A 24,162-nucleotide genomic window follows, 5' to 3' on the forward strand; every position below is an offset into this window, starting at 1 on the left:
GGGAGTGCTCACGGGATCCTCCAGGCGTGGGTGGTGCGCTCGACGCCCTCGTCGTCGGTGTAGAGCGTCATGGTGGTCAGCTCCATCTCCATGCCGACCTCGAGGTCGGCGGCGAGGGTGCCGGTGACGACCTTGCCGAGCACGATCAGGCCCTCGTCGGCCAGCTCCACCGCGGCGATCGCGAACGGCTCGAACGGGTCGGTCTTGGGATACGGCGTGGGCGGGAGGTACCGGTTCTCGGTGTAGCTCCACACCTTGCCGCGGCGGGATAGCGGCACCAGATCAAGGGTGTCGCTGTCGCAGGCCGGGTTGGGGCAGTTGTTCTCTCGCGGCGGGAAAACGAAGGTGGCGCACTGGGTGCACTTGCCGCCGATCAGGTGGGTGGCACCGGCGTCGTCGGTGGCGAACCACCCGTCGATCGCGGGTTGCGAAGATGCTGCTGGCACGCGGCCAGCCTAAACGATCAAGACCGCAGAACTGAAACGTGTTGCAGTTTTGTCCCGAGGGGCAAGATATTGGGTTGAAGTGTACGAAACTGTCTCGTACACTTCAATCATGGTGCGAGGTGTGGAGCGTGAACAGGCGGTGTTGGCTGCCACGGCCGAACTACTGGCGGAACGGGGATATCAGGCGTTGACGATCGATGCGGTCGCCGCGAGGGCGGGAGCCAGCAAGGCCACGATCTACCGCCGGTGGCCGAACAAGGCGCAGCTTGTCCGCGCCACCTTGGACGCTGCCGACGCTGCCCGGAACGCCTCCGTGCCCGATACCGGGCAGCTGCGCAGCGACCTGTTCGCCGTGATGGAGATGATCTCCGCGCAGGTGGCCGATCCGCTCACTCGCGTGACCGCCGAACTCGCGACGCTGATGCGGCACGATGTCCAGCTTGCCGAGGCGATCCGCGAGCATCTCGACAAGGCGGAGCTCTCGCCCTTCCACGATGCGCTGCAACGCGCCATCGTTCGGGGCGACATCGCCGCGAACGCCGACGTCGAGCTGATCCACGATGTGGCGGAGGCGATGATCCTGCGGCAGCTACACCTCGACCTGCCGGTCGACACCGTGTTCAGTACGCGGCTGATCGATGACATCCTTCTGATCCTGCTCGGAGGCATCGACCGATGACCGTCGTGATCACCGGCGCCGGGCCGACCGGACTGACCCTGGCCATCGAGCTGGCTCGCCGAGGCGTGCCCTGCCGGGTGTTGGACCAGGCAGCGACGTTGTTCCCCGGCTCGCGCGGCAAAGGGCTGCAGCCGCGCACGCTCGAGGTGTTCGACGACCTCGGTGTCATCGGTGCCGTGCTGGCCGTCGGGGAGTCGTTTCCGCCCATGCGGCTGTACCGCGGGGCCGAGGTGGTCTGGGAGAAACCGATCTACCAACTGCTGGGGCTGCCCGAGCTGGAACCCACGCCGGCGGTGCCGTACCCCTACACCTGGCTGATTCCGCAATGGCGCACCGACCAGATCCTGGCGGCGCGATTCGCCGAACTTGGTGGGGCGGTCGAATTCAACACCGGGGTAACGGGTTTCACGCAAGACGATGCTGGCGTCATGGTGCACACGAACCGGCCGCGCACGTGCATTCGCCCGCCGGGGGACAGGGCGTCAACACCGGAGTGCAGGACGCCTACAACCTTGGCTGGAAACTTGCCGCGGTGTTGGACGGAGCGCCAGACGACCTGCTTGACAGCTATGAAGCCGAACGTCTGCCCGTCGCCGCCGAGGTGCTGCAACTCAGTGGCCTGTTGCACCGTCAGGGTTTCGGCGCAGCCGGGCCGGCGCCGGCCGCGATCCACCAGTTGGACATCAACTACCGCGGCGGCCCGCTCGCGGCCGACACAGATCCCATCGGATCGCTACGAGCCGGCGACCGGGCGCCGGACGGTCTGCTGACCGATGGCCGCCGGCTGTTCGACGTGTTCCGTGGCCCGCACTGGACGGTACTGCAATTCGGGGGCGAGGCAGTCGATTTCGGGGTGCCGCTGGTGCGCCTCGCGCCCGGTGCTGATTACGACGTACCGGTCGGCACTTGCGTTCTGGTCCGGCCCGACGGATACATCGGTGCGATCAGCGCCCGGCTCGAAGTCATCCGCGACCAACTGCGCCGGGCGGGAGGCTGAAGCGGTCATCGGGAGCTCCTGTCGGCCAGGGTGTTTCGTCGGTATGCGGCGGTGACGCGGTCCAGATCGTGCGGGTCGCCGGCATGCATCTCGCGGTTGGCGTGCACCACCGCCGTCGTCTCGGGCACCCGGCGGGCTTCGTAACCGGCGACGCCGCGGCCGGTGGCCAGCTCATCGGCCAGAGCTCGCGCATCGAGAATGGCCTGGGAGCCGCCGTTGGCGCCGACGGGGTACATCGGATGCGCGGCGTCACCGAGTAGTGTGACACGCTGAGTTCCCCAGCGCGGCAGCGGTTCCCGATCGACCATCGGGTACTCGAACACGGCCTCGGATCGGGCCACCAGCTCGGCGGTGTCCAGCCAGTCCAGGTGCCAGCCGGACATGTGGGCGGCCACCGCCGTGGGATCGGTCGGGGTGTTCCAGTTCGCGTCACCGGGAAGCGGGCCGGGGCCGGCCTCTGGGACCTGCAGTACCCAGTTCACCAGATCGCCGCCGATCGGGTAGGTGACCAGCTCGACGCCACACGGGCCCTTGACGATGGCCATCGTGCGGCCGTTGAGAAATGGCGGAATCCGGCTGGCGCCGCGGAACATCCGTACTCCCGACCAGGCGAGTGGATCGGGGCCCGGATGCAGCCTGCGCCGAACCGTCGAGTGCACCCCGTCGGCGCCGACGAACACCTCGGCGGTGAATTCCCCGGCGCGGGTCTGCACGTGCACCGCGCCGTCGGTTTCGGTGAAGTCCACCACGCCGGCGCCGGTCCGCACCGCGGCGGATCCTAGCCGGGCCCAGACCGCGTCGAGCAACAGCATCTGCAACCGTCCGCGGTGCACCGAGCATTGCGGGTAGCGGTAGCCGCCTTCGATTCCGCGGGGCTCGCGGAACAGTAGTGTCTGGCTGCGATGGCGCGGACGGCGTCGCCCAGGCCGAGCTCGGTCAAGCAGCTCGAGTACTTCGTCGCGGTCACCGAGGAGGCCAACTTCACCCGCGCCGCACAGCGTGTGCACGTGGCGCAGCCCGCGGTCAGTGCCCAGATCGCCCGGCTGGAGCGGGAATTGGGCCAGCCGCTGCTGGACCGGTCCCGGCGCGAGGTCCGGCTCACCGCAGCGGGGGCGGCGGTGTTGCCCTATGCGCGGGCCGCCCTCGATGCGGTGCGGTATGCCAAGACCGCAGTCGACGAGCTCACCCAGCTGGTCCGCGGTTCGGTGACGGTGGGCACCGTGACGGCCCACAACGTCGACCTGCCGCAGCTGCTGGCCGATTACCACCGGGCCCATCCCGCGGTGGAGGTCACGCTGTCCACCGACACCTCCGATGCGCTGATCGACGGCGTCCGCAGTGGCCGGTTCGATGTCGCGATCACGTCAATCGGCTCCGACGAGGTGCCCGACGGCTTGGCGGTCGCCACCACGACCGACGAACCGATCGAGGCCGTCGTGAGTCGCAGCGACGCGTGGGCGGCGCGCCGGACGGTCACTCTCGCCGCGCTCGCGCAGCGGCCGCTCATCTCCTTGCCCGCCGGTGGCGGCATCCGTCGGCAGTTCGACCGGGCCTGCGTGGCGGCCGGCGTGGTGCCGCACGTGGTGTTCGAGGCCGCCACGCCCGACGCGCTCGCCGATCTCGCCGCCCGCGGCCTGGGCGTGGCCATCGTGCCCGGTTCGGTGGGGCGGCAGCGCGCCGATGTCCACGCCATCTCGATCCGGCCGGAACTGCGCGGTCGGTTGGTGCTGGCCTGGCGTGCGAGCGGGCCGATCAGCCCGGCCGCGCGGGCGCTCATCGAGATGGCCGCCGAACTCGTCGGCGGCGGTGCATAGAGTTAGGGCCGTGACGGACGCGAAGCCCACACTGATGCTGCTCGACGGTAATTCCCTGGCGTTCCGCGCGTTTTACGCGCTGCCTGCGGAGAACTTCAAGACGCAGGGCGGGCTGACCACCAACGCGGTGTACGGCTTCACCGCAATGCTCATCAACCTGTTGCGTGACGAGCAGCCCAGCCACGTCGCCGCGGCCTTCGATGTGTCGCGGCAGACGTTCCGCAAGGAGAAGTACCCCGAGTACAAGGAAGGCCGGTCGGCGACGCCCGACGAGTTCCGAGGCCAGATCGACATCACCAAGGAGGTGCTCGGCGCGCTGGGCATCACGGTGCTGGCCGAGCCCGGATTCGAGGCCGACGACATCATCGCCACCCTGGCCACCCAGGGCGAGGACGCCGGCTACCGCGTGCTGGTGGTCACCGGCGACCGTGATGCGTTGCAGCTGGTCAGCGACGACGTGACCGTGCTCTACCCGCGCAAGGGGGTCAGCGAGCTGACCCGGTTCACGCCGGACGCGGTGGTGGAGAAGTACGGCCTGACGCCGACGCAGTACCCGGACTTCGCCGCGTTGCGCGGCGACCCGAGCGACAACCTGCCCGGTATCCCGGGCGTGGGGGAGAAGACCGCCACCAAGTGGATCGTCGAATACGGCTCGTTGCAATCCCTGGTCGACAACGTCGACAAGGTCAAGGGCAAGGTCGGGGAGTCGCTGCGGTCCAATCTGTCCAGCGTGGTGCTCAACCGTGAGCTGACCGAACTGGTCAAGGATGTGCCGCTGCCCCAGACGCCGGACACGTTGCGTGTGCTGCCGTGGGACCGCGACCAGATCCACCGGCTGTTCGACGACCTCGAGTTCCGGGTGCTGCGGGATCGGCTGTTCGACACACTGGTAGCCGCCGAGCCGGAGGCGGAGCACGGGTTCGACGTGCGCGGGCGCGCACTGGAACCCGGCGAGCTGGCCGCGTGGCTGTCCGAACACAGCCTGGGCAACCGGTTCGGGATGGCGGTGGTCGGCACCCACCTGGCCTATGACGCCGACGCCACTGCCCTGGCCATCGTCTCGGCCGACGGCGACGGCCGCTACATCGACACCGCCACGCTGACCGCGCAGGACGAGGAAGCGCTGTCGTCCTGGCTGGCCGACCCCGGCCCACCCAAGGCCCTGCACGAGGCCAAGCTGGCGATGCACGATCTGGCCGGCCGGGGTTGGACGCTGCGTGGCGTCACCTCCGACACTGCCCTGGCGGCCTACCTGGTTCGGCCGGGCCAGCGCAGCTTCGCCCTCGACGACTTGTCGGTGCGGTACCTGAAGCGGGAACTTCGTGCTGAAAGTCCAGAGCAGCAACAGCTTTCACTTCTGGATGATTCGGACGGGGTGGACGAGCAGGCGGTGCAGACCGTGATCCTGCGGGCCTGCGCGGTGCTTGACCTCGCCGATGCGCTCGACGAGGAGCTGGCCAAGATCGACTCGTCGTCACTGCTGGGCCGGATGGAACTGCCGGTGCAGCGGGTGCTCGCCCAGATGGAGCACACCGGCATCGCGGTCGACAGCGACTACCTCAAGGAGTTGCAGAGCGAGTTCGCCGATCAGATCCGCGACGCCGCCGAGGCCGCATACGCGGTGATCGGCAAGCAGATCAATCTCGGCTCACCCAAGCAGCTGCAGGTCGTGCTGTTCGACGAGCTGGAGATGCCCAAGACCAAACGCACCAAGACCGGTTACACCACGGATGCGGACGCGCTGCAGTCGCTGTTCGACAAGACCGGGCACCCGTTCCTGCAGCACCTGCTCACACACCGGGACGCCACCCGGCTGAAAGTGACCGTCGACGGGCTGCTGGCGGCGGTTGCCACCGATGGCCGGATCCACACCACGTTCAACCAGACCATCGCGGCCACCGGCCGGCTTTCGTCCACCGAGCCCAACCTGCAGAACATCCCGATCCGCACCGAGGCAGGCCGGCGTATCCGGAACGCCTTCGTTGTCGGCGACGGGTACACCGAGCTGGTGACGGCGGACTACAGCCAGATCGAGATGCGGATCATGGCGCACCTGTCCCGCGACGAAGGCCTCATCGAAGCGTTCAACACCGGCGAGGACCTGCACTCGTTCGTCGCGTCGCGGGCGTTCGACGTGCCGATCGACGAGGTCACCCCGGAGTTACGCCGACGGGTCAAGGCGATGTCCTACGGCCTGGCCTACGGCTTGAGCGCCTACGGCCTGGCGAGCCAGCTCAAGATCTCCACCGAGGAAGCCAAGATCCAGATGGAGCAGTACTTCGCGCGGTTCGGCGGGATCCGCGACTATCTGCGCGACGTCGTGGACCAGGCCCGCAAGGACGGCTACACGTCGACGGTGTTCGGGCGCAGGCGCTACCTGCCCGAGTTGGACAGCAGCAACCGCAACGTCCGCGAGGCCGCCGAGCGGGCCGCTCTCAACGCGCCCATCCAGGGCAGTGCCGCCGACATCATCAAGGTGGCGATGATCAACGTCGACGAGGCGATCAAGGCGGCCGGGCTCAAGTCACGCATGCTGCTGCAGGTTCACGACGAACTGCTCTTCGAGGTCGTCGAGGGGGAGCGGGACACGCTGGAAGCCTTGGTGCGTGAGCACATGGGCAATGCGTATCCGTTGGATGTCCCGTTGGAGGTGTCGGTGGGGTACGGCCGCAGCTGGGACGCCGCGGCTCATTGACCCTGCAACGACACCGCGGCGACATGGTCGTGCGTCGGGACAATCCGGACCCGATCTCTGACCGCGTGTAACCGGTGCAGGGTGCGGAAGCATTCGTCGCGATCCTCGTCGACGAATGCTCCTGGGTAACTGGGCTTTTGGCGGATGTGCTGCACGCCGAGGTCATGCCAGGCGGCGTCGCCGGCCAGCAACACCCATCCGCCGGCCGTGTTGAGCAGGAGCCCGATGCTGCCGGGAGTGTGGCCGGCCAGGTCGACGAGTTGCACCGCGCCGTCGCCGAAGAGGTCGTGGCTGCGTTCGAAGGTCAGGACCGGCGGGCCCTCGAGCGTGAACGTGGTGATGGGTCTGTCCTGGAGCGAATCCCGCACGCCGCCGACCGGTGCGACCGGACCGCTGGTGGCCCACTCAAGCTCGGGGTGATGGACGTGCACGGGCATGGCGGGCAGGTCGAGAAGTCCACAGATGTGATCCCAGTGCAGATGGGTCGGCAGTGCGAAGTCGACGCGATTCTCGCCGAGTACTTCGGCCAGCGCGGCTGCGGTGGTAACCACGTCGGCCGGAGGTGTAACGGCTGGACGCAGCACGGCGGGTAACTGGCTGAGCACCCGGACACCTACATCGGCGCACATGCTTGGATCCACCACGAAGCGGGCCCGCGGATGCTCCACGATGAATGCGGTCATGGCGATGGGAATGCGCCATGGGGCGCGGGTTCCTTCGACGATGCCCGCGGTGGGCACCCATTTCGGTACTTGGCGCAGCGTGCGGACGGTGACGGTCTGGCTTGTGGACGGCAGGCCCGCATCGTTCAACTGGTTGAGCAGGTTCCGGTCCGGGCGTCGGGGCCGGATGAGCCCGGCCGGCACATGGGCGAACGCCGAGCAGCAGGCCCACAGGCTCGGCTGTCGAACCGGAGTTTGGGAGGCAGTGGTGGTCATGTGTGCGAAGGTAGAACTTCAGGTCGACCTGAAGTCAAGGGGTGCGCGCCGGCATGGGTGAGCTATATACGGTCGGGGCGGCTGCCGCGGCAGCCGGTGTCCAGCCCCACGTGCTGCGGCACTGGGAAGACGTCGGAGTGCTGGTCCCGTTGCGGAGCGCCTCGGGGCACCGGCGCTATGACGACGAACTGATCACTAGGGCCCGGCTGGTGCGGTTGTGCCAGCATGCCGGCCTTGCGCTCGCGGAGATCCGCGATCTGCGGGCCGCTGATCGCAACGTCCGAATCGACATGATCACCAGCACGGTGCAGCGGATCGCGGATGACATCTCCCGGCTGCAGCGAGCCGAGCGGTTCCTCTCCCACGTCGTCACCTGCGTGCATCCAATGGTGTCGGAGTGCCCCGACTGTGCGGCATTCGCGCAATCTGCGCATTAGCTGACCATCGCATCGGCTGGAGCTCGGAATGAGATCCAGCGTCGCCTAGATTCGGATGGTGCTCGATGACGCTGTTACTTCACCGCAGATCTGGCAGCCTTTCCTGAACACCCTGACGTCGTTGGCTACTTCCAGCGACTGCGACACCACCGACCGCGGGGAGTTCTCTCATGGCGGGTACGGCGGGTCGCTGCTCCTGGACCGCGAGGTCGTCACGACGGTGCAGGCCAAGGCCGCCGAATGCGCCTTCATCTACTGCGGTATCGCGCGACCGGATGGCTCCGCAGAGGTCCTGCTGGTCGACACCGATTCGCCACACCTGACCGGGATGACTGACTCCGGCTCGATCAGCGGGGTGGTGCTGACTCCTGGAGCTATACCGGAACCTTACCAACGGAAGCCGGAATCTGTTGCCGGACAAGGATTTTCGCCCGGTTGTGATCCGGAGGCGGTGACTCGCATCATCCGTCGCGAGCCGACCGACGTTCCCGCCACGGACCCCGGGCACTTGGCGGCCGCGGAACAGGCGTTCGGCTACTCGCTGCCACCCGATGTCCGGGCGCTGTATGCCGCGACGGCCGACGGCGACTTCTATTCGATCGACGAGTCCAGCGATCCTGACCTGCCTTGGATCACCCGCGGGATGTACGTCATGCCGGTCGACGAACCGGAAGGACGTGCCTACTGCCAGCCGCAACGGCGGTATCTCTCGTGGATATCCGGCGCCGATACCGCAGTGGCCCCGGACCGATTCGGTCAGGTTCAGCCGCTCGCACACTCTGAGGCCTGGTTCGTGGTGGGCACCGATCCCGATTCCGGATTCTTCGTGGTGGACATGGCGCCAGGACCCAATGGCACTGTCGGTCAGCTGTTGCACGTCCACCGCGATGCCCCCGTCGGTGCACAGTGGCTGGCACCCTCGCTGACCGAATACCTGCGGAGCGGGGCCGTCATCAACCCCCGGAGCCCGTTCGATATCAAGGACGAAGCATCCGAACTGGGCCTGACCGTCGCCGCCATCGCCGACGTCGAGCCTCAGGCCGAGGTTCTGCATCTGGGTGACCGCGACGCGCCCGTCGACTTGAACCCGCTGGCCGGCCACTCCCGGCTGCGCAGCGTGTTCATCTCATCGCCGACGGTCGGCGGACTGGATGCACTGAGCCGCCTGCCGGCGCTCGAGTTCGTCTCGATGCCGGTGGCGACGTGGCGCACCGTCATCGATGACGGACTAATCCCGGACAGCCTGCATGCGGTCGGATTCGAAGACGCCCGACAAGGTTGGCTGTGCCCACCGGTCACCGACACGATCGAGGTCGCGAACGCGTTGCTGCACCACCGCGGACTGCCGCTGCTCGACATGGTCCGGGTGCGCGGGACCGGATAGACCGCCGGCCGCTCAGTACCGGACGGGTGCCTGGTAGTTGGACAACCAGTGCAGGATCGGCGCGGCCGAGCGGGCTACGGTCACCGAGTACACCTCTTCCTGCTGCAGCGCGTACACCTGCGCATCGCCGAAGCCGCGGTCGATGCGGTCGCGCACGAAGGCCAGCTCGACGACGGCTGCTGCGAACGCGGCGACGGCTTTGCCCGCGGGGCGGCCGCCGGCCATCGTTGCCTGCTGAATCGCGCCGTGGCGGGTCTTCAGCGATCCGAGCCAGGTGGCCTCGTTGGGGGTGATGAGCCCGGCGGCGACCATGCCGGGCAGCTTGGCCGCCACCACGCGCTGTTCGCGGCGACGGCTGGTGACGGCGACAACGATCATGATGATGAAGATCGGCACCATCCACACGATGTAGACGATGAAGTAGGTTCCGGCGCCGAGCAGCGACGAGCCGTTCCACAACCCGTGCATGAGCACCGCGCCTAGGTAGCCGGCCAGGATGCACAGCACCTTGGTGATGCCACTGCGCCGCTGCAGCGCGAAGTACACCCCGATCGCGGTCATCGTGGTGAACAGCGAGTGGGCGAACGGCGCCATGATCAGTCGCATCGCCGCGGTGAGCAGGGATCCCCCCAACGAGTCCGCGCTGGAGATGTACATGATGTCTTCCAGCCAGGCGAACCCGAGACCGACGAGGCCGGCGTAGACCAGGCAGTCGGTCAGCGAGTTGAGCTCGTTGCGGCGCCTACCGGTCATCATGACCAGCAAGAACAGGCCCTTGGCGGCCTCTTCGATGAACGGTGCCCGGATCGCCACGGAGGCGAAACTGTGGGATGAGTCGACACCGGGTGTCGCCAGCAGCGCATCGGCGAACAGGCCGAGTATCAGGGAGAGCACCACGGCGACCGCGGCGCCCCAACCGAAGGCCAACAGCAACAATCGGGGCGGTTCGGGTTCCCAGCGGTCCAGCCACAGATAGGCGAACACCGCCCCGGTCATCACGATGCTCGACAGCGTGAACCCGATGATCGCGCCGACGGGGTTGAGCGCGGTGAACAGCAGTACCAGCGCACCGATGACGACGCCGCAGGCGATGATCGCGGCCAGTGGGGCCCCGACCTTCCGGACCGGCCTGGGCAGTGGTGCGGTGATCGGAAACCACGGCCGATGGACGGGGCCGGGGGTCGGGGAGTACGCCACGTGCGAAGCGTAGCGGTGGGTAGGCTGCATTCCCGGCACCAATTCGGCGGGCGCTCCGGCGAGCCCTTGACGCCTCGTCAGGGGAGGCGGTTTGTCCTGCGTGTGCCTGGTCTAGTACCCTCTTTACGTATCTGTGCACGCAGCTAGACCCGTCACGGATCAGCACGAAGGCACTACCGCAAAACTACTGTCCCTACGAGTAAACCTGTCCGGAGCAACCCACCACATGCCAAGTCCCTCCATCACCTCGCCGCAAGTAGCCATCAACGACATTGGCTCGGCCGAGGACTTTCTCGCCGCGATCGACAAGACCATCAAGTACTTCAACGATGGCGACATCGTCGAAGGGACCATCGTCAAGGTTGACCGTGACGAGGTTCTGCTCGACATCGGTTACAAGACCGAAGGTGTCATTCCTTCCCGTGAACTCTCCATCAAGCACGACGTCGACCCCAATGAGGTCGTTTCCGTGGGCGATGAGGTCGAGGCCCTCGTTCTCACCAAGGAGGACAAGGAAGGCCGTCTGATCCTGTCCAAGAAGCGGGCTCAGTACGAGCGCGCCTGGGGCACCATCGAAGAGCTCAAGGAGAAGGACGAGGCCGTCAAGGGCACCGTCATCGAGGTCGTCAAGGGCGGCCTGATCCTCGACATCGGCCTGCGCGGCTTCCTGCCCGCATCGCTGGTCGAGATGCGTCGTGTCCGCGATCTGCAGCCGTACATCGGCAAGGAGATCGAGGCCAAGATCATCGAGCTGGACAAGAACCGCAACAACGTGGTGCTGAGCCGCCGCGCCTGGCTGGAGCAGACCCAGTCCGAGGTGCGCAGCGAGTTCCTCAACCAGCTGCAGAAGGGCGCCATCCGCAAGGGTGTCGTCTCCTCGATCGTCAACTTCGGCGCCTTCGTCGATCTCGGCGGTGTCGACGGCCTGGTGCACGTCTCCGAGCTGTCCTGGAAGCACATCGATCACCCGTCCGAGGTGGTTCAGGTGGGCGACGAGGTCACCGTCGAGGTGCTCGACGTCGACATGGATCGCGAGCGGGTTTCGCTGTCGCTCAAGGCGACTCAGGAAGATCCGTGGCGGCACTTCGCCCGCACACATGCCATCGGCCAGATCGTGCCGGGCAAGGTCACCAAGCTGGTGCCGTTCGGCGCGTTCGTCCGCGTCGAGGAGGGCATCGAGGGCCTGGTGCACATCTCGGAGCTGTCCGAGCGCCACGTCGAGGTCCCGGACCAGGTGGTCACCGTCGGCGACGACGCGATGGTCAAGGTCATCGACATCGACCTGGAGCGTCGCCGGATCTCGCTGAGCCTCAAGCAGGCCAACGAGGACTACACCGAGGAGTTCGACCCGTCGAAGTACGGCATGGCCGACAGCTACGACGACCAGGGCAACTACATCTTCCCCGAGGGCTTCGACGCCGAGACCAACGAATGGCTCGAAGGCTTCGACAAGCAGCGGGAAGAGTGGGAGGCCCGCTATGCCGAGGCCGAGCGCCGGCACAAGATGCACACCACGCAGATGGAGAAGTTCGCCGCGGCCGAGGCCGAGGAAGCTGCTCGTCCGACCTCGTCGTCGTCCAACGGCGCTGGTCGCGAAGAGTCCACTGGTGGCACGCTGGCCAGCGACGCACAGCTGGCTGCTCTGCGCGAGAAGCTCGCAGGCAACGCCTAACAAGTACGGCAACGAACGCCCCGGCCCTTTGGGTCGGGGCGTTCGTCGTTCCAGGGGCCTGACAGACTGTGGGGCGTGCTTCGCATCGGGTTAACCGGCGGTATCGGCGCCGGGAAGTCAACAGTGTCGGCAACATTCAGCGATCTCGGCGGCATCATCGTCGACGGTGACGTCATCGCGCGTGAGGTGGTCGAGCCTGGGACCGAGGGCTTGACCAAGCTAGTCGACGCGTTCGGGGACGGGATCCTGCTGCCCGAGGGCGCACTGAACCGTCCTGCGTTGGCGGCGGTCGCTTTCAGCGACGATGAGAAGCGCGCCACCCTGAACGGGATCGTGCATCCGCTGGTGGCGCACCGCCGGTCGGAGCTCATCGCGGCGGCCCATGAAGATGCGGTCATCATCGAGGACATCCCGCTTTTGGTGGAATCTCAGATGGCGCCGATGTTCCCGTTGGTCATCATCGTCAACGCCGACGCGGAACTGCGCGTCAAGCGGCTCATCGAATATCGCGGGTTCACCGAAGCGGACGCCCGCGCCCGCATCGCCGCGCAGGCGACCGAGGAGCAGCGCCGCGCGGTCGCCGATGTGTGGTTGGACAACTCGGGCAGCCCCGGCGCCGTCGTCGAGCAGGCCCGCGCCCTTTGGCACGAGCGGATCCTGCCCTTCGCGCACAACCTGAAGATCCGGCAGCCGGCGCGTCGGGACCCCGTCCTGGTGCCCTACGACGCGACCTGGCCGGACCAGGCGCGCCGCATCATCGCCCGACTCAACACGGCCTGCGGCCACCGTGCGGTGCGCATCGACCACATCGGTTCGACCGCCGTGCCCGGGATGGATGCCAAGGATGTCATCGATGTGCAGGTGACGGTCGGGTCGCTGGATGTCGCCGACGAACTCGCCGACGCGTTGCTGACCGCCGGCTATCCCGTGGTGCCGGGCATCACCACGGACACACCGCACGATGACGATCCGACGTTGTGGCAGAAGCATTTTCATGCCTCGGCAGATCCCGGACGGCCAACCAATGTGCACATCCGGGTGGACGGCCGGCCGAATCAGCGGTTCGCGCTGATGTTCGTCGACTGGTTGCGGGCCAACCCGGGCGTGCAGGCCGACTACCTGGCGGCCAAGCGTGCCGCATTGGTGACTTCCGACTATGTCGTGGCCAAGGAGCCGTGGTTCCTGGACGCCTACCGACGCGCCTGGGAGTGGGCGGATACGACGGGCTGGACCGCCTGACGCCGATACCGGCAAAGAACCGACATACCCCGACTTTCCCGACGCGGGATCAATTATCGCAATCTGACTTTCGGCACCGCTCCACTCCCGTATATATGGCCGCTGGGATGCAAGGGGGGTTGCGGATGTCGTTGGTGCGCAGAGCAGCTGTTGTCGCCGGTACTTTTATGCTCGTCAGCGCGACGGTCGGACCGCCCGCGCACGCTGATCCCGCAGCCGGCAGTGACGGTTACTACCAGCCGTACTCCAACGACTTCACCGGGATGGAAGGCGCCTGGACGGCCGAAAAGGATGGGCCGCAACCGCATTCGGCGGTGCACATCGACTGGGATGTGCCGATCACGATGAGTGACGGGACGGTGTTGAAGGCGAACGTCTACCGGCCGATGGACAACGGCGTGGTCGTCACCGATCCGCTGCCGACCGTGCTCAACGCGACGCCCTACGCCAAGTGGGCGATGGCGATCGGAACCAAGCTGATGAACGCACCGGGTATCCAGGACGGCATCCTGCGCGGCATCGGGAGCCTGGAAAGCTCCGACCCGGCCCTGAGGAACCTGATGCAACTGATGCAGACCATGGACGGCGGCATGACTCAGGTCGTAATGCCAGACAAGCAGCTGGTCAAAAGTGGGTACGTATGGATCGACCTCGACGTGCGGGGTACCGGGTTCTCCGAGGGGGAATGGCAGTTGACCGGCCCACGGGAACAGCAGGACACCGTCGAGGTGATCGACTGGATCAGCAAGCAGGACTTCAGTGACGGCAAGGTCGCCGCGACGGGTGTCTCCTATCACGCCATCAGCGCGCTACAGGCCGCCTCGCATCGGCCGCCCGCGCTGAAGGCTGTCTTTGCCGTCGAGCCCGCCACCGATCTCGTTCAGGACGTGGCGCTCCGCGGCGGGGGTATCAACGTCGGGTTCCTGCCGTTCTGGCTGCACATGGTCAACGGTCTCAAGCGCGTTCCCGATGTGCAGTCCATGGTCCTGGGTACCTACCAGCAGGAGTATCAAAAGTGGATCGATGACCGCGCTGAGGACCCCACGTCGATGTCCGATGCGATGTACACGGCACTCAACGCCCGCACGATGGGTGAGGTGCTCGGCTCGCACGAGGCGATGATGCTGTATGACTCACAAGGGCCGTGGCGCAAGGCCACCCGCATCGACATGGCCAATATCAATATCCCGACGATGATCACCGGCGGCTGGAGCGACCTGTTCCGCAACGGTGAGTTCCGCTCCTTCCAGGATCTGACCGGGCTCAAACCCGGTGAGAAACAACTGATCATGGGACCGGGCTACCACGTCACCAGTACCGGCGGATATGGCAAGCGCGATGCCCCACCCCGGGCGGACGTCCTACAGAAGGCATGGTTCGACCACTGGCTGAAAGGGATTGACAACGGCGTACAGAACCTTGGGCCGGTGTTGGAGAAGATGCCAGGAGCCCAAGGATGGCAACGGATTTCGCAGTTGCCGCGCCCGGGGATGACCAACCGACGGATGTACCTGCGTAGCGAGGAAAGTCATACCGCGGTACGCACCTTGCACGACGGGTCGTTGTCGCCGCTCCCGCCGGCGACACCGAATCGGCTCACCGTCAAGGTCGGGGTGGCCAGCCTCTGTTCGGACATCACCAACACCCAGTACCTCGGCATCACCGCGATCCTCATGGAGTGCGCCCAGAATGAGAACACACATGAGGTCGACGGCCTGACCTTCACAAGCGAACCGGTGTCGGTGCCGACGGTGCTCTCCGGTCCGGTTGCCGTGCATCTGAATACACGGCACGAAGGAACCGACGGCTTCTGGATGGCAACCGTCAGTGATGTGGACGCCGCCACGGGCACCTCAGTTCCGTTGAGCACCGGGTGGGTCGTGTCTTCGATGCGGCAGGTTGACGAAGAACGAAGCAAACGCGGACCCGACGGTGACTACGTCGACCCCATCCAGACCCTCGATCTCAAGCGCGGATATCAGCCGGTCACACCGGGTGAGCCCACGACCATCGACTTCGGCACCTATCCGCTGGACGCGGTCTTGCAACCGGGCCACCGGCTGCGGGTCAGTATCTACAGCAGCAACTATCCCTCGGCCGTCCCGCCGATGCCGATGATGATGGCGGCCGGACTGACACCGCCGCCGTACGACGTTCGGGATGTCGCACTCCTATTCGACCGAAGCAACACCTTCTATCCCGAACATCTCGACATCGATCCGGCGGCACCCAGTTGGGTCAGTGTCCCCACCAGCGATCCCATCGCGTGAGAGGTGTTGGGCGACAGGGCCGTAATCGGGCCACCGGCGTGGGTTCAGAGGTTGAGGCGGTAGCGTCTGAAGCGTCCAAAGGGGGGACGAACATGTCAACATTGAAACCGGCCTTGGTTCCGGTCCGCCAGATTGCCGCCCATGAGCTGGTCGTCGACCAGATGCGGCGGGCGCTGGAACTCGGCCAGTTCCGGCCCGGTGACCGGCTGCCCACCGAACGCGAACTCTCCGACATGCTCGACGTGTCCCGCACGACGGTGCGTGCGGCCGTGGCCGTCCTCGAAAAGGAGGGTCTGATCACCGTGCGGCGCGGCCGGGGCGGCGGGTTCACCGTCCAGGCGCCGCATTACGACGCCGCCCAGATGCGCCGGGAACTGCGCCGCAACAAGCGGGAGATCCGCGATGCGTTCGACTATCGCGTCGTCGTCGAGACGGGGGCCACCCGGCTGGCGGCCGAGCGACGCCGGGCAACCGATGTGACCGGGCTGCGCAAGCTGCTCAAGGGGATGGAAGCCGCGCTGCAGACCGGGATGAACGACCAGTCAGCTCAGCACACGACGGACTTCCAGACCCTCGACTCCGCATTTCACCTCGGCATCGCCGAGGCTACGCAGAACGAGCGGCTGCTGGAGGCGGTGGCCGACGCCCGCCGGAGGATGTGGCTACCGGTCGGTGCCATCTTCGGACGCCTGGAGCCCAACGCCAACGACTACCACGAGTCGATCCTCGAAGCGATCGCGAACCGTGATCCGGAGCTGGCCGCCGCGCAGATGGCGGCCCACATCAACGACACCCGGCACACGGTCGAGTCCTGGCTGAAGCGCTGACGGCTAGGCGGTCGGTGGCTCAGGTTCCGCCGACGACGGGACCGAGGGGTCAACGGGTGGCGGCGTCGCGGGATCGGTGCCCACCGGGGTGGTGTCGGCGGCATTGCCCGGCATCGGGGCGCTCAGCGGGGCGCCGCAGGGCAGACTGCCGTAGCTCGGATCGTCCTTGGGTCTGGTCAATCGTGGGCCGACGAAGGTGTCGGCCTGAGCGATGAGCTGGTCGTCCACCAGGATCTCGCAGTGTAGGTTCGCCGAGTACGGCCAGTCGATGCGGACGGCCATTCCGGCGGTCTCCGGGTTGGACACCACACCGGTCGCTTCGAAGATCCGCCCCGGCAGCATGGACGGATCGGCGGTGTTGATGTTGTCGTCGTCGATCTTGTAGGCGATGGTCGCGTTGCGCGATACGCCGTCGATCCTGGCGCGATAGGTGACGTTGTGTAGCTCCTGGTCGGGCAGCGGTTCCACCTGAGGCGGCGCCTCCGGATCGGCCTGTGCCGCAGCGGGAATCAACAGCGCGCCGGTGAGCAGTCCGGCCAGTGCGGGGAGGACTCCCCAGGCGTACTTAGCTGAGCTCATGAATCTCGACCTTACGCTCCCCGCCACGTGAGGGCCATTCCGTTGCCGGACAGCCACTGATCCAGGCGATATCCGCAGCTCGCCAGGCCCTCGATCGCGGTCGCCGCGGTTTGCACCGCGTGCTCGCCGACCTCCGGACTCAGCAGCCCGTGGCGGACCGCGGTGAGCAGCTCGTCGACGTCGCACAGCTCGACGCCGCGCCCGGTGCGGATCACCAGGTCCAGGTAGTGGTCCACCGCATGCCAGGCCTCCGGGCCGGCGGTATAGCTGCCGATGTCGAGGTAGAAGTCCTGGTCACGCTCGTGACCGGGGTTGAAATGGAACACGCTGGCCCGCAGTCCGAGCGACGGTAGCAGCCACGATTCCAGGTAGTGGAACTGGGCCCGGCCGGGTGTCGGCCGCGCCATGTACAGCCCCCAGGGCTCGACGGTGTAGACATCGACGGCCCGCACGATGCCTTTCGGATCGGTGTTCGTGCGGGCCACCAGGTCGAATGTCTCGTGCTTGGGTGCGTGGATGCGCCCAAGACTACGCGGGGAGTGAACGCGGGCGGAAGTTGTCGGTGCACCGTTCTACGCTGGTGAGCATGGCCTTCGCGACCGAACACCCTGTGCTCGCGCATTCGGAGTACCGGGCTGTCGACGACATCGTCCGGACCGGCGCCGAGTTCGAGGTGGTCAGTGAGTTTGACCCCGCCGGTGACCAGCCGGCTGCCATCGACGAGCTCGAGCGCCGGATCAAAGCCGGCGAGCGCGATGTCGTGCTGCTCGGCGCCACCGGTACCGGCAAGTCGGCCACCACTGCGTGGCTGATCGAGCGGCTGCAGCGGCCCACCCTGGTGATGGCACCCAACAAGACACTGGCCGCCCAGCTTGCCAATGAATTGCGGGAGATGTTGCCGCACAACGCTGTTGAGTATTTTGTCTCGTACTACGACTACTACCAGCCCGAGGCGTATATCGCCCAGACCGACACCTACATCGAGAAGGACAGCTCGATCAACGACGACGTCGAGCGGTTGCGGCACTCGGCGACCTCGAGCCTGCTGTCGCGGCGCGACGTGGTCGTGGTGGCCTCGGTGTCCTGCATCTACGGCCTGGGCACACCGCAGTCCTACCTCGACCGCTCGGTGGAGCTGGAGGTCGGCCAGGAGGTGCCGCGCGACGGGTTGCTGCGGTTGCTGGTGGATGTCCAGTACACCCGCAACGACATGGCGTTCACCCGAGGCTCCTTCCGGGTGCGCGGCGACACCGTGGAGATTATCCCGTCCTACGAGGAGCTCGCGGTGCGTATCGAGTTCTTCGGCGACGAGATCGAGGCGCTCTACTACATGCATCCGCTGACCGGCGACATCGTGCGGAAGGTCGATTCCCTGAGGGTCTTCCCGGCGACCCACTATGTGGCCGGACCCGAGCGGATGGCGCATGCGATCTCGACCATCGAGGCCGAGCTCGAGGCGCGGCTGGCCGAACTGGAGGGGCAGGGCAAGCTGCTGGAGGCCCAGCGCCTGCGGATGCGCACCAACTACGACCTCGAGATGATGAAACAGGTCGGGTTCTGTTCAGGCATCGAGAACTACTCGCGCCACATCGACGGCCGCCCGGCCGGTTCGTCACCTGCTACGTTGCTCGACTATTTCCCCGAGGACTTCCTGCTCGTCATCGACGAGTCCCACGTCACCGTGCCCCAGATCGGCGGCATGTACGAGGGTGACATGTCGCGCAAGCGCAACCTGGTGGATTTCGGCTTCCGGCTGCCCTCGGCGGTCGACAACCGGCCGCTGACCTGGGAGGAATTCGCCGACCGGATCGGGCAGACGGTGTACCTGTCGGCGACGCCGGGTGCGTATGAGATCAGTCAGGCCGGGGGCGAGTTTGTCGAGCAGGTGATCCGCCCGACCGGGCTGGTCGATCCGCAGGTGGTGGTGAAGCCGACAAAGGGCCAGATCGACGATCTGATCGGCGAGATCCGCACCCGCACCGAGCGCGACGAGCGGGTTCTGGTCACCACGCTGACGAAGAAGATGGCGGAGGATCTCACCGACTATCTCCTGGAACTCGGCATCAAGGTCCGGTATCTGCATTCGGAGGTCGACACGTTGCGGCGGGTCGAGCTGCTGCGCCAGCTGCGGCTCGGGGAGTACGACGTGCTGGTCGGTATCAACCTGCTGCGCGAGGGTCTGGATCTTCCCGAGGTGTCTCTGGTCGCGATTCTCGACGCCGACAAGGAGGGCTTCCTGCGCTCCACGCGCAGCCTGATCCAGACCATCGGCCGCGCGGCGCGCAATGTGTCCGGCGAAGTGCACATGTATGCGGACAAGATCACCGACTCGATGCGCGACGCGATCGACGAGACCGAACGCCGCCGCGCCAAGCAGGTCGCCTACAACGAGGCGAACGGGATCGACCCGCAGCCACTGCGCAAGAAGATCGCCGACATCCTCGACCAGGTGTACCGCGAGGCTGACGACACCGAGTCGGTCGAAGTCGGCGGTTCGGGGCGCAATGCCTCGCGTGGCCGGCGTGCTCAGGGCGAGCCGGGACGTTCCGTCAGCGCCGGCATCGTGGAGGGCCGGGACACCACGAACATGCCGCGGGCCGAATTGGCGGATCTGATCAAGGATCTGACCGAACAGATGATGACCGCCGCCCGCGATCTGCAGTTCGAACTGGCAGCCCGGATCCGGGACGAGATCCAGGACCTGAAGAAGGAGCTGCGAGGGATGGACGCGGCCGGCCTGAAGTAACCAGAGTTGACCTCAACTGCGGTTCAGCTTCTAGCGTCGTCGGTGTGACCGATACCGTGATGCCCGATACCGGGACCTGGCGGCAGTTGTTGGGCGCCCGGCGTGCTGCTGTACGCCACCAACGAATTCCTGACCATCAGCCTGCTGCCCAGTGCAGTGGCCGAGATCGGCGGGCAGCGGTTCTACGCCTGGGTGACGACGGTGTACCTGGTGGCCTCGGTGGTCGCGGCCACCACTGTCCACTCGCTGCTGATGCGGCTGGGCCCGCGGCGCGCATATCTGTTGGGGCTCACGGTGTTCGGTGCCGGAAGCCTGGGCTGTGCGTTGGCCCCCAGCATGGAGGTGCTGCTCCTCGGGCGCACCGTGCAGGGTTTCGCCGGCGGCTTGTTGGCCGGCCTGGGTTATGCGGTGATCAACACTGCGCTGCCGAATACGTTGTGGACCAAGGCCTCTGCGTTGGTGTCGGCGATGTGGGGTATCGGCACACTGATCGGTCCGGCGGCGGGCGGGCTGTTCGCGCAGTTCGGCCACTGGCGCCCGTCGCATTGCCGCCCCGCACGATTGGCGGGGGACGGCGGCTCTGATCGGTGTCGGGGTGGCGCTGGTGGTCGGGTTCCTGTTCGTGGACCGGTCGCCGGGCCCACTAGTCCCGCGAGCGTGCGCGTCTGCTCCCCGACGCGCCGCGTCCGGTCGGCATTTTCCGCACACTCGTGCGCGATGAGTTTCGCCGCCGGCGCGAGTCTCACTCGTATAGGACCGATTAAGGGAGTGATTCGATGCCGCTGACGCTCAATGCCTACCCAACTGTCGTCGCTCGGGAAGAGTGGCTCGAGGCTCGCAAGAAACTGTTGGCCGCCGAACGTGAGGCGACGCACCTGCGCGATGCGGTCAACGCCCAACGCCGCCGGCTGCCGATGGTGAAGGTGGACAAGGACTACACGTTCGACGGGCCCGACGGTGAAGTGAAGCTGCTCGATCTGTTCGAGGGCCGCAGCCAGCTCTACGTCCACCACTTCATGTGGATCGACGCGATCGACCAGGGATGTCCCAGCTGCACCGCCGCAGCCGACTTGACGTTCACCGCGAGAGATCGAGACTTGTTGCACGGCAAGGACGTCACGTTCGCCTGCATCTCCCGGGCGCCCTACGCCAGCATCGCGGCGTACCGCGACGGCCACGGCTGGACGTTCCCGTGGTACTCGTCGCGCGACGGTGATTTCAGCTACGACTTCCACGTGACGCTCGATCCGGCCCGTGCGCCCATCGAATACAACTACAAGTGCGTCGACGAACTCCACGAAGCAGGCTTCACCGACGACGACCTCCGGGGTGACTGGCCGGGGGCCAGTGTCTTCCTGCGCCGCGGCGACGAGGTCTTCCACACCTACTCGGCCTTCGCGCGCGGCCTCGATCACACCGCGGTCGGATACCCTTTCCTCGACCTCACCCCGTACGGGCGGCAGGAACCGTGGGAGGACTCGCCGGCCGGATGGCCGCAGGCTGGGGCAGTGGTCGGCAGGCCGGTGGGGGACTGCGGCGGTTAGTGATCATTGAGATCGAAACTATGGGCGGGTGCCGGGGTGCCTGGCAGGCTAACCAACTAACGCGGGTGTGTCTGAGTGGCCAGGAACCGGCCTGCAAAGCCGTTTACACGGGTTCGAATCCCGTCACTCGCTCGATAGGGGTCAGTTCGGGCCGGGAAGTACCGTCGACGATCGGTGGTACTTCCCGGCCCGACTGGTCTATGCGCTCGGCGTGACCGTGGGCACGGGCATCGCGTCAAATGGAACTGTGTGGTGGCTATGCCGTCGATGCGACGCCAACACCCAGTAGACGGCCATGGCGACCAGGAAGGCGACGATCCAGTTGTAGTCGTACAGCGGCTTGAGTAGCGGCACCACCCCGTCGGCGGGGAAGGGCCCGATTTTCTCTCCATCGGTTCCGGGCGCCGAGTAGGCTCCGCCCACCGCGACGAATGCGCCCACGGCCGTGGCGATCACCGCACGAACGTTCCATCCGCTGGTGAAGTGGTAGTGGCCGTCGAGGACGAACAGCTCGGGGACCCGTAGTTCGGTTTTGCGGGCGAGCCAATAGTCGGACGCCAGGACGCCGCCCACAGCCCCCATGACACCGCCATAGAACCCCAGCCAGACGAACACATATGTCTCGGGGCTGGCCAGCAGCTTCCACGGCAGGATCAGGGTGCCGAGCGCCACCGAAACCAGCACCCCCCGACGGAACGTGATCAGCTTGGGCAGTGCGTTGGCGAAGTCCAGTGCCGGGCTGACCAGGTTGGCCGCCATGTTGGTCTGCACACTGGAGACGACGATGGCCAAGGCGCCCACCAAAACCGCTACGCGACTGCCGAAATGGGACACCAAGGCGTCGGGATTCCACAGCTCGGCGGCCGTCACCCCGTAATGCTGTGACGCAAGCGAGGTGGCGATGATCGCCATCAGGGAGACGATCAGCATGGTTACCGGCAGACCCCATGCCTGACCCCGCCGCTGTGCCTGCTGGTTCTCGGCGAACCTGGTGAAATCCGGCATATTGAGCGACAGAGTCGACCAGAACGCGATGTTGGCCATCAGGCTGATCGGGAACACCGATAGCCAGAAGTGCGATCCCCAGCCCAGTTCCGAGGGCTGCGACACCACGGGTCCGAGATCGCCGCCGGTCTTGAACAGGAGTACGACGATCAGGAGCACCACGGCGCCCACCACGATCGGCGCCGCGATCTGCTGAAAGCGGCGCAGGGATTCAAAACCCTTGTAAATGACCGCTACCTGGACGACGAGACAGATGGCGTAGCACGCCAAGGTGGTGATCGGCACTGTTCCGATGATGCCGAGGTCGACGGGCTGAGCCCGTGACCAGGACGGTCCGATCGCAGCACCCAGGGCGAGATTGAGGCCCAGTCCGCCGAACCAGGTTTGAATGCCAAACCATCCGCATGCCACCAGTCCCCGCATCACCGCGGGCAGATTGGCACCGTGCACGCCATAGGCGGCTCGGGCGAACACCGGAAAACTGATCCCGTGCTTGGCGCCGGCGTGGCTGTTGAGCAGCATCGGGATCAACACGATCAGGTTGGCCAGCACGATCGTGAGAAGTGCCTGAACCCAGTTCATCCCCAGCGCGATGAGCGACGCTGCCAGCGTCCAGGTCGCAGGGTTCATGCACATCGCTACCCACAACGTCAGGTAGACACGGCTTTTCCAGGTGCGCATGGTCGGATGGATGGGTCGCAGATCTGAGTTGTAGAGCGAGGCCTCCAGGGTATGTCCATGCGCGTCCAATGGAATTGATGCAGACTCGCCGGCCGACGGGGTTTCGGGTGCTTCAGAGCGCATTGGGGACTCCATCTGTGAGCGGGAATCTAGCTGGCGGGGATGGCCTCGTAGGATTCGGGGCGACGGTCGCGGTAGAACTGCCATTCGTTGCGAATGGTGCGTACGAGGGACAGGTCGAGGTCGCGTATCACGATTTCCTCTGTGTCCTGCGATGCCACCTCGCCCACGTAGTTGCCACGAGGATCCACGAAATATGAACTCCCGTAGAAGGTGACCGCATCGTCGCCGAATTCACCGGTCTCAGTGCCGATTCGGTTGTTGGCGCCCACGAAGTACTGGTTGTTGGCGGCGGCCGCAGGTTGCTCTAATTCCCAGAGGCGGTTGGACAGGCCCGGTTTGGTGGCCGACGGGTTGAAGACCAATTCGGCACCGGCGAGCCCGAATTCGCGCCAGCCTTCCGGGAAATGGCGGTCGTAGCAGATGTATACGCCGACCTTGCCCACTGCGGTATCGAAGACCGGGTAGCCGAGATTACCGGGTTTGAAGTAGAACTTCTCCCAGAATCGGTCGACGTGCGGGATGTGATTCTTGCGGTACTTACCGAGATAGCTGCCATCGGCATCGATCACCGCCGCCGTGTTGTAGTAGACGCCCGGCATCTCCTCCTCGTACACCGGCAGGACCAATACAACACCGAGTTCCTTTGCGAGCGCCGAGAAGCGGTCGGTGAGTGGACCCGGGACGGCTTGCGCGTACTCGTAGTACCTCGGATCTTGGGTGATGCCGAAGTAGGGCCCGTGGAAGAGTTCCTGAAAGCAGACGATCTGCGCACCGGCCGTGGCGGCCTGTCGAGTCAGATCCTCGTGCTTGGTGACCATTGACTCCTCGTCTCCGGTCCAGGCCACCTGGGTAATGGCTGCCTTTATCGTGGTCATGAGGTCTTTTCCTC

General features: G+C 66.0%; 19 protein-coding genes, 1 tRNA gene and 2 pseudogenes. 14 read left to right on the forward strand and 8 right to left on the reverse strand.

Annotated elements, in window-relative coordinates:
• Positions 1 to 8: 8 nt before the first annotated feature.
• On the reverse strand, positions 9 to 446 hold the full coding sequence (locus tag HBE63_RS11730) for a Zn-ribbon domain-containing OB-fold protein (RefSeq protein WP_166904899.1): 438 nt from the start codon (positions 444 to 446) through the stop codon (positions 9 to 11).
• 109 nt (positions 447 to 555) lie between these two features.
• Between HBE63_RS11730 and HBE63_RS11735 the strand changes: the two genes are divergently transcribed.
• Both HBE63_RS11735 and HBE63_RS11740 read left to right on the forward strand, forming a co-directional pair.
• Positions 556 to 1,125: a TetR/AcrR family transcriptional regulator gene (locus tag HBE63_RS11735; RefSeq protein WP_166904900.1), complete on the forward strand. Its 570-nt coding sequence runs from the start codon at positions 556 to 558 to the stop codon at positions 1,123 to 1,125.
• A pseudogene (locus HBE63_RS11740) lies at positions 1,122 to 2,122 on the forward strand (FAD-dependent monooxygenase). The gene HBE63_RS11735 and the pseudogene HBE63_RS11740 overlap by 4 nt, the downstream one beginning before the upstream one ends.
• Positions 2,123 to 2,127: 5 nt before the next feature.
• Here HBE63_RS11740 and HBE63_RS11745 read toward each other — a convergent pair.
• The gene (locus HBE63_RS11745) at positions 2,128 to 2,934 is read right to left on the reverse strand and encodes an FAD-dependent monooxygenase (protein ID WP_243858612.1); all 807 of its coding nucleotides are present in this window, start codon (positions 2,932 to 2,934) and stop codon (positions 2,128 to 2,130) included.
• Between the two features lie 90 nt (positions 2,935 to 3,024).
• Here HBE63_RS11745 and HBE63_RS11750 point away from each other — a divergent pair, with 90 nt between their 5' ends.
• Positions 3,025 to 3,936 (forward strand): LysR family transcriptional regulator, encoded by a 912-nt coding sequence (locus HBE63_RS11750; protein WP_166904901.1) that lies wholly within the window; start codon positions 3,025 to 3,027, stop codon positions 3,934 to 3,936.
• Positions 3,937 to 3,970: 34 nt separating this feature from the next.
• Positions 3,971 to 6,631 (forward strand): DNA polymerase I, encoded by a 2,661-nt coding sequence (gene polA, locus HBE63_RS11755; RefSeq protein ID WP_208301437.1) that lies wholly within the window; start codon positions 3,971 to 3,973, stop codon positions 6,629 to 6,631.
• Here polA and HBE63_RS11760 read toward each other — a convergent pair.
• Positions 6,625 to 7,569, reverse strand: coding sequence for an MBL fold metallo-hydrolase (locus tag HBE63_RS11760; protein ID WP_166904903.1), 945 nt, complete (start codon positions 7,567 to 7,569; stop codon positions 6,625 to 6,627). The genes polA and HBE63_RS11760 overlap by 7 nt on opposite strands.
• Before the next feature lie 53 nt (positions 7,570 to 7,622).
• Here HBE63_RS11760 and HBE63_RS11765 point away from each other — a divergent pair, with 53 nt between their 5' ends.
• A complete protein-coding gene (locus HBE63_RS11765) occupies positions 7,623 to 8,006 on the forward strand; it encodes a MerR family transcriptional regulator (protein ID WP_166904904.1) in 384 nt (127 codons plus the stop codon).
• 121 nt (positions 8,007 to 8,127) lie between these two features.
• The gene (locus tag HBE63_RS11770) at positions 8,128 to 9,390 is read left to right on the forward strand and encodes an SMI1/KNR4 family protein (RefSeq protein WP_166904905.1); all 1,263 of its coding nucleotides are present in this window, start codon (positions 8,128 to 8,130) and stop codon (positions 9,388 to 9,390) included.
• A gap of 12 nt (positions 9,391 to 9,402) precedes the next feature.
• Here the strand turns inward: HBE63_RS11770 and HBE63_RS11775 are convergent, their stop codons facing one another.
• Positions 9,403 to 10,587 (reverse strand): PrsW family intramembrane metalloprotease, encoded by a 1,185-nt coding sequence (locus HBE63_RS11775; protein WP_166904906.1) that lies wholly within the window; start codon positions 10,585 to 10,587, stop codon positions 9,403 to 9,405.
• Between the two features lie 226 nt (positions 10,588 to 10,813).
• Here HBE63_RS11775 and rpsA point away from each other — a divergent pair, with 226 nt between their 5' ends.
• From rpsA to HBE63_RS11795, 4 genes are all read left to right on the forward strand, one after another.
• Positions 10,814 to 12,259 carry a 30S ribosomal protein S1 gene (gene rpsA, locus HBE63_RS11780; protein WP_166904907.1) on the forward strand — a complete coding sequence of 482 codons (1,446 nt, stop codon included), beginning with the start codon at positions 10,814 to 10,816 and terminating at the stop codon, positions 12,257 to 12,259.
• 75 nt (positions 12,260 to 12,334) lie between these two features.
• On the forward strand, positions 12,335 to 13,498 hold the full coding sequence (gene coaE, locus HBE63_RS11785) for a dephospho-CoA kinase (protein WP_166904908.1): 1,164 nt from the start codon (positions 12,335 to 12,337) through the stop codon (positions 13,496 to 13,498).
• A 167-nt stretch (positions 13,499 to 13,665) separates the two neighbouring features.
• Positions 13,666 to 15,768: a CocE/NonD family hydrolase gene (locus HBE63_RS11790; RefSeq protein ID WP_166904909.1), complete on the forward strand. Its 2,103-nt coding sequence runs from the start codon at positions 13,666 to 13,668 to the stop codon at positions 15,766 to 15,768.
• A gap of 92 nt (positions 15,769 to 15,860) precedes the next feature.
• Positions 15,861 to 16,595: a FadR/GntR family transcriptional regulator gene (locus tag HBE63_RS11795; protein ID WP_166904910.1), complete on the forward strand. Its 735-nt coding sequence runs from the start codon at positions 15,861 to 15,863 to the stop codon at positions 16,593 to 16,595.
• A gap of 3 nt (positions 16,596 to 16,598) precedes the next feature.
• Here the strand turns inward: HBE63_RS11795 and HBE63_RS11800 are convergent, their stop codons facing one another.
• Both HBE63_RS11800 and HBE63_RS11805 read right to left on the reverse strand, forming a co-directional pair.
• Positions 16,599 to 17,174, reverse strand: a complete 576-nt coding sequence (locus tag HBE63_RS11800) for a hypothetical protein (protein WP_166904911.1) — start codon at positions 17,172 to 17,174, stop codon at positions 16,599 to 16,601.
• A gap of 11 nt (positions 17,175 to 17,185) precedes the next feature.
• On the reverse strand, positions 17,186 to 17,692 hold the full coding sequence (locus HBE63_RS11805) for a DUF402 domain-containing protein (protein WP_208301438.1): 507 nt from the start codon (positions 17,690 to 17,692) through the stop codon (positions 17,186 to 17,188).
• A 68-nt stretch (positions 17,693 to 17,760) separates the two neighbouring features.
• Here HBE63_RS11805 and uvrB point away from each other — a divergent pair, with 68 nt between their 5' ends.
• From uvrB to HBE63_RS11825, 4 genes and pseudogenes are all read left to right on the forward strand, one after another.
• Positions 17,761 to 19,920, forward strand: coding sequence for an excinuclease ABC subunit UvrB (uvrB, locus tag HBE63_RS11810; RefSeq protein WP_166904912.1), 2,160 nt, complete (start codon positions 17,761 to 17,763; stop codon positions 19,918 to 19,920).
• Between the two features lie 44 nt (positions 19,921 to 19,964).
• Positions 19,965 to 20,457 (forward strand): annotated as a pseudogene (locus HBE63_RS11815) (MFS transporter); the annotation flags it as partial.
• A gap of 239 nt (positions 20,458 to 20,696) precedes the next feature.
• Positions 20,697 to 21,464 carry a DUF899 domain-containing protein gene (locus HBE63_RS11820; protein ID WP_166904913.1) on the forward strand — a complete coding sequence of 256 codons (768 nt, stop codon included), beginning with the start codon at positions 20,697 to 20,699 and terminating at the stop codon, positions 21,462 to 21,464.
• Between the two features lie 61 nt (positions 21,465 to 21,525).
• Positions 21,526 to 21,596 (forward strand) — tRNA-Cys (locus tag HBE63_RS11825).
• A gap of 66 nt (positions 21,597 to 21,662) precedes the next feature.
• Here HBE63_RS11825 and HBE63_RS11830 read toward each other — a convergent pair.
• Together HBE63_RS11830 and HBE63_RS11835 are read right to left on the reverse strand one after the other, a co-directional pair.
• Positions 21,663 to 23,273 carry an NCS1 family nucleobase:cation symporter-1 gene (locus HBE63_RS11830; protein WP_166904914.1) on the reverse strand — a complete coding sequence of 537 codons (1,611 nt, stop codon included), beginning with the start codon at positions 23,271 to 23,273 and terminating at the stop codon, positions 21,663 to 21,665.
• A 26-nt stretch (positions 23,274 to 23,299) separates the two neighbouring features.
• Positions 23,300 to 24,148, reverse strand: a complete 849-nt coding sequence (locus HBE63_RS11835; protein ID WP_166904915.1) for a nitrilase-related carbon-nitrogen hydrolase — start codon at positions 24,146 to 24,148, stop codon at positions 23,300 to 23,302.
• Positions 24,149 to 24,162 lie beyond the last annotated feature (14 nt).

This window comes from Mycobacterium sp. DL440, from assembly GCF_011745145.1.
Classification (GTDB): domain Bacteria; phylum Actinomycetota; class Actinomycetes; order Mycobacteriales; family Mycobacteriaceae; genus Mycobacterium.

Bases quoted from the DNA above. Each gene is read 5' to 3' on its own strand.
- uvrB (WP_166904912.1), top strand. From the start codon at position 17,761: ATGGCCTTCGCGACCGAACACCCTGTGCTCGCGCATTCGGAGTACCGG.
- HBE63_RS11800 (WP_166904911.1), bottom strand. From the start codon at position 17,174: ATGAGCTCAGCTAAGTACGCCTGGGGAGTCCTCCCCGCACTGGCCGGA.
- HBE63_RS11835 (WP_166904915.1), bottom strand. From the start codon at position 24,148: ATGACCACGATAAAGGCAGCCATTACCCAGGTGGCCTGGACCGGAGAC.
- HBE63_RS11760 (WP_166904903.1), bottom strand. From the start codon at position 7,569: ATGACCACCACTGCCTCCCAAACTCCGGTTCGACAGCCGAGCCTGTGG.
- HBE63_RS11745 (WP_243858612.1), bottom strand. From the start codon at position 2,934: ATGCTGTTGCTCGACGCGGTCTGGGCCCGGCTAGGATCCGCCGCGGTG.
- HBE63_RS11820 (WP_166904913.1), top strand. From the start codon at position 20,697: ATGCCGCTGACGCTCAATGCCTACCCAACTGTCGTCGCTCGGGAAGAG.
- HBE63_RS11765 (WP_166904904.1), top strand. From the start codon at position 7,623: ATGGGTGAGCTATATACGGTCGGGGCGGCTGCCGCGGCAGCCGGTGTC.
- polA (WP_208301437.1), top strand. From the start codon at position 3,971: ATGCTGCTCGACGGTAATTCCCTGGCGTTCCGCGCGTTTTACGCGCTG.
- HBE63_RS11735 (WP_166904900.1), top strand. From the start codon at position 556: ATGGTGCGAGGTGTGGAGCGTGAACAGGCGGTGTTGGCTGCCACGGCC.
- HBE63_RS11795 (WP_166904910.1), top strand. From the start codon at position 15,861: ATGTCAACATTGAAACCGGCCTTGGTTCCGGTCCGCCAGATTGCCGCC.
- HBE63_RS11830 (WP_166904914.1), bottom strand. From the start codon at position 23,273: ATGCGCTCTGAAGCACCCGAAACCCCGTCGGCCGGCGAGTCTGCATCA.
- HBE63_RS11790 (WP_166904909.1), top strand. From the start codon at position 13,666: ATGCTCGTCAGCGCGACGGTCGGACCGCCCGCGCACGCTGATCCCGCA.
- rpsA (WP_166904907.1), top strand. From the start codon at position 10,814: ATGCCAAGTCCCTCCATCACCTCGCCGCAAGTAGCCATCAACGACATT.
- HBE63_RS11750 (WP_166904901.1), top strand. From the start codon at position 3,025: ATGGCGCGGACGGCGTCGCCCAGGCCGAGCTCGGTCAAGCAGCTCGAG.